Genomic DNA, 4585 nt, shown 5'->3' with positions numbered 1-4585 from the left:
CCCCCCCCCCAACCGCCCAAACGGCAACGAGCCAGGCAGAGGTATCCTCATCGATAAAGCCGAGAATCTTTGGGCGAACGGCATGCAACGACATAAGCGAGACTCGTAACGCCGGCGTGCGTGGGTTCACATTGGCTCAATAGCATTTATAGCCATTAGCCATTATTTTGCCTAGTGGCCTGTACGGTTAATTCGTTAGCTCAAGTTCGGATGCATGAAGCTCCGAGACAAGGCGCCACAACGAGTCATAGCAGGGCTATGGCGAGGAGTGGCAACGCAGTATCGGAGCTTCAGGCGCCGAATTTGACTAACAGAATTAACCACACAGGCCACTAATTGCGAAACAATCACCGAGCCCCTTCAATCAAGGGGCTCGGAATTCCAGGCTCAACGTGCCTGAATACGCCAGGCCCGATGGATCTTGCTGTTACGGGCAAAATCCGGATCCAGCGTCTGGGCCGTGATTTCTTCGACCGAATAGCGCTCAGCGAGATTCTCGTCCAACTGGAACTTGCGGAAGTTATTGGAGAAGTACAGCACGCCTCCCGGCGCAAGGCGAGCCACCGCCAGATCCAGCAATTCGACATGATCGCGTTGAACGTCGAACACACCTTCCATGCGCTTGGAATTCGAGAACGTCGGCGGATCGATGAAGATCAAATCATACTCGTCCCGGCTGGCCTGCAACCACGCCATCACGTCGCCCTGCTCCAGGCGATTCTTGTCCGAGAAACCATTGAGCGACAGGTTGCGCCGCGCCCAGTCCAGGTAGGTTTTCGACAGATCGACGCTGGTGGTGCTGCGCGCGCCACCCTTGGCCGCATGCACGCTGGCGGTTGCGGTGTAGCAGAACAGGTTGAGGAAACGCTTGCCTGCCGCTTCCCGTTGAATACGCATGCGCATCGGCCGGTGATCGAGAAACAGGCCGGTGTCCAGGTAGTCGGTCAGGTTGACCAGCAATTTGACGCCGCCCTCCCTGACTTCGGTGAACTGCCCCTGAGTGCTCTGCCGCTCGTATTGACGCGTACCGCTCTGGCGTTCACGGCGCTTGATCACCACGCGGCTCTTGTCGATATTCAAGGCTTGCGGAATCGCGGCCAAGGCATCGAACAGACGCGCCTGAGCCTTTTCCGGGTCGATCGAACGCGGCGCAGCATATTCCTGAACGTGTACCCAGTCCTGATAGAGATCGATGGCCAGGGCGTACTCGGGCATGTCGGCATCGTAGACCCGATAGCATTCGACACCTTCGCGACGCGCCCACTTGCTCAACTGCTTCAGATTCTTCTGCAGGCGGTTGGCAAACATTTGTCCGCCTTCGCTCAAACGCGCCTGTTCAACCACGGGAGCCGGCGTCGGCGCGGGCTTGATCGGGTTGCCGTTCTTGTTGTACTGACGCTCTTGCGGCTCGCTTGGCGCCTGATCGTAAGCTGCCTGTTCACGTTCGGCCTGACGCTGTTCAGGGGTGCGACGATCACCCGTGACGAACTGGTCGGGCAGCACCTTGATCAGCAGCAGCTTGCACGGCAATGCGCCGTTCCAGAACGAATACTGCTTGTGGCTGCGAATGCCCATGCGCTTGCCCAGGTCCGGCGCGCCGGTGAAAACCGCCGCCTCCCAGTTCAGGCACGCCTGGCGCAGGCGCTCGCCGAGGTTCTGATAGAGGTACAGCAGGCTGGCTTCATCCCCCAGGCGCTCGCCATAGGGAGGGTTGCAAATCACCAGGCCTTTCTGGTTCTGGTCAGGGCGCGGCTCGAAGGTTGCCACTTCGCCCTGGTAGATCTTGATCCAGTCGCTCAGGCCTGCCCGCTCGACGTTGTTGCGGCCCGGTTGAATCAGGCGCGGGTCGGCTTCGTAGCCACGAATCCACAGCGGCGGCTTGGCAAGCCCGGTCTCGGCGCGGGCCAGGGCCTCGTCGTGCAGCTTGCGCCACAGGGCCGGGACGTGCCCCAGCCAGGCCGAGAAGCCCCAGCGCTCGCGCTTGAGGTTCGGGGCGATATCAGCGGCGATCATGGCCGCCTCGACCAGGAAGGTACCGACGCCACACATCGGGTCGGCCAGCGCGCCACCTTCGGCAGCAATGCGCGGCCAGCCCGAACGCACCAGGATAGCGGCGGCAAGGTTTTCCTTGAGCGGTGCCGCGCCCTGCTGCAGACGATAACCGCGTTGGTGCAGGCTGTGGCCGGACAAGTCCAGGGAGAGGATCGCCTCGCCACGGTCCAGGCGCAGGTGCACACGCAAGTCCGGGTTCAACTTGTCCACCGATGGGCGCTCACCCGTTGGCGTCCGCAGTTTGTCGACGATCGCGTCCTTGACCTTCAGTGCGCCGAAGTGGGTGTTATCGATGCCCGAACCATGGCCGCTGAATTCCACCGCCAGGGTGCCATCGGCCAGCAGGTGGTCCTGCCATTCCACATCATGGACGCCGTCATACAGGTCTTCGGCATTTTTCATGGCAAAGCGCTTGAGCACCAGCAACACGCGGTTGCCCAGACGCGACCACAGGCACAGGCGATAAGCCGTCTCCATGTCGGCCATGCCGCGGATGGCCGAGGTGTGCTCGCGCACCTCTTCAAGGCCAAGCCCGCTGGCTTCCTCAGCGAGCAGGCCTTCGAGGCCTTTGGGGCAAGTGAGAAAGAGTTCGTAACGATCCGACATGGGGTATCCAGGGCCTTGTGCAATAAGTGAAGGGGCAAGCGCATTGCCCTTTCGAAGTTTAATCAAGCGCTTTTCTTAAGAGCGCTCGAGTGGCACCACCAAGGTGCCAATCCACGCCAAAATCACGGCTTGCGCGATGGCAAAAAGCCTTTGATTGCGGCGCAGAGAAAATTCTCCATCACAAAGGATCTTATTTTGACCCTTCGTCGTTTAATGCCCGAGTTCTGCGCTATGGTTTTTGCCATGGCGTTCTGATCCCGTCGATGGACCAAAGCCTGATCATAGTGGGCTTTGCGGCATTTCCATCATTGAAGCATTTTTTTACTTATCGTCCGACCACATGAATCATTACGTGCTTATGACAAAACGATCATTCACACAGCACCGTCCATTGGTTAGAACTCAATACAGGTTGCCACCGCAACGGGGCAACACTTTTGCTCGCCACGCCGGCAGCGAGCAGACACCAGCAGAATGATTCTGCCCGGCCTCAGAAGAGGCCGACGGGACATTACAGTCAACAAGTGAGGGCAACACCCTATGAGAAGACTTAAGCGTGATCCGTTGGAACGAGCATTTTTACGCGGATACCAATATGGCGTCCATGGCAAATCCCGTGAGCTTTGCCCCTTTACTCTACCGTCGGTACGCCAAGCCTGGATTAACGGCTGGCGCGAAGGTCGCGGCGACAACTGGGACGGTATGACCGGCACTGCGGGTATCCACAGACTCAACGAACTTCACGCCGTTGGCTGAGCGAGGAATTTGACCACTTACCATGCGCGCCCCATCCGGGCGGCGGGCTAAGGCCCAGGGGCCCCTTCAAGGGGCCCTTTTTTATGCCTGCCGTTTCAGCGCGCCGGCATGGCCGCGATCGCATCCACCGCTTCGCGGATCAGTGCCGGGCCTTTATAGATGAAACCCGAATAGATCTGCACCAGGCTTGCACCCGCTGCCATTTTCTCTGCGGCGTGGGCACCTTCGGTGATACCACCGGCGGCAATGATCGGCATCTTGCCGGTCAACTCACCTGCCAGCACCTTGACGATATGGGTGCTTTTTTCACGCACCGGCGCACCGGACAGACCACCCGCCTCGTTGCCATGCTCCAGGCCTTCGACGCCTTCACGACCGAGGGTGGTGTTGGTGGCGATCACTGCATCCATGCCCGATTCCAGCAATGCTGCGGCCACCAGTACGGTTTCTTCATCGCTCATGTCTGGGGCGATCTTGATCGCCAGCGGGATGCGCTTGCCATGTTGCTGTGCCAGTACTTCCCGGCGTTCGGCCAGGGCGCCGAGCAGTTGCTTGAGCGACTCGCCGAACTGCAGGCTGCGCAGGCCCGGGGTATTGGGCGAGCTGACGTTGACGGTGATGTAGCTGGCGTGGGCGTAGACCTTGTCCAGGCAGATCAGGTAGTCGTCGACGGCGCGCTCGACCGGGGTGTCGAAGTTCTTGCCGATGTTGATGCCCAGGATGCCGGTGTATTTGGCGGCCTGTACCCGCGCGACCAGGTTGTCGACGCCGAGGTTGTTGAAGCCCATGCGGTTGATGATGGCCTGGGCTTCGGGCAGGCGGAAGATCCTTGGTTTGGGGTTGCCCGGTTGCGGCCGCGGGGTGACGGTACCGATTTCGACGAAGCCGAAGCCCAGTTGGGCGAAGCCGTCGATGGCGGCGCCGTTCTTGTCCAGGCCCGCTGCCAGTCCCACCGGGTTGGGGAAGTTCAGGCCCATGACGGTGACCGGCAGTTTGGCCGGGGCCTTGGTCAGCATGCCATTGAGGCCCAAACGGCCACCGGCGCCAATCAGGTCCAGCGACAGGTCGTGGGAGGTTTCCGGGGAGAGTTTGAACAGTAGCTGGCGGGCCAGGTTGTACATGGGCGGGCTTAGCTCGACGGTGGGATCGGATTTGGGGCGCGATTATAGCC

3 protein-coding genes are annotated in these 4585 nt (G+C 60.2%); 1 reads left to right on the top strand and 2 read right to left on the bottom strand.

Annotation, left to right across the window (positions count from 1 at the left end; translation table 11 throughout):
• Positions 1–387 precede the first annotated feature (387 nt).
• A complete protein-coding gene (gene rlmKL, locus F2S13_RS28335; protein WP_166367189.1) occupies positions 388–2658 on the bottom strand; it encodes a bifunctional 23S rRNA (guanine(2069)-N(7))-methyltransferase RlmK/23S rRNA (guanine(2445)-N(2))-methyltransferase RlmL in 2271 nt (756 codons plus the stop codon).
• Between the two features lie 540 nt (positions 2659–3198).
• On the opposite strand from rlmKL, the gene rmf reads away from it, so the two are divergent.
• A complete protein-coding gene (gene rmf, locus F2S13_RS28330; RefSeq protein WP_002553055.1) occupies positions 3199–3414 on the top strand; it encodes a ribosome modulation factor in 216 nt (71 codons plus the stop codon).
• A 95-nt stretch (positions 3415–3509) separates the two neighbouring features.
• On the opposite strand, the gene F2S13_RS28325 is transcribed toward rmf, so the two are convergent.
• A complete protein-coding gene (locus tag F2S13_RS28325) occupies positions 3510–4535 on the bottom strand; it encodes a quinone-dependent dihydroorotate dehydrogenase (protein WP_166367188.1) in 1026 nt (341 codons plus the stop codon).
• Between the last annotated feature and the right edge of the window lie 50 nt (positions 4536–4585).

The sequence above is a fragment of the Pseudomonas akapageensis genome, assembly GCF_011355085.1.
Lineage (GTDB): Bacteria > Pseudomonadota > Gammaproteobacteria > Pseudomonadales > Pseudomonadaceae > Aquipseudomonas > Aquipseudomonas akapageensis.
Note: the sequence above shows the minus strand (reverse complement) of the source record. Positions and strands in the feature narration are given on the sequence as shown.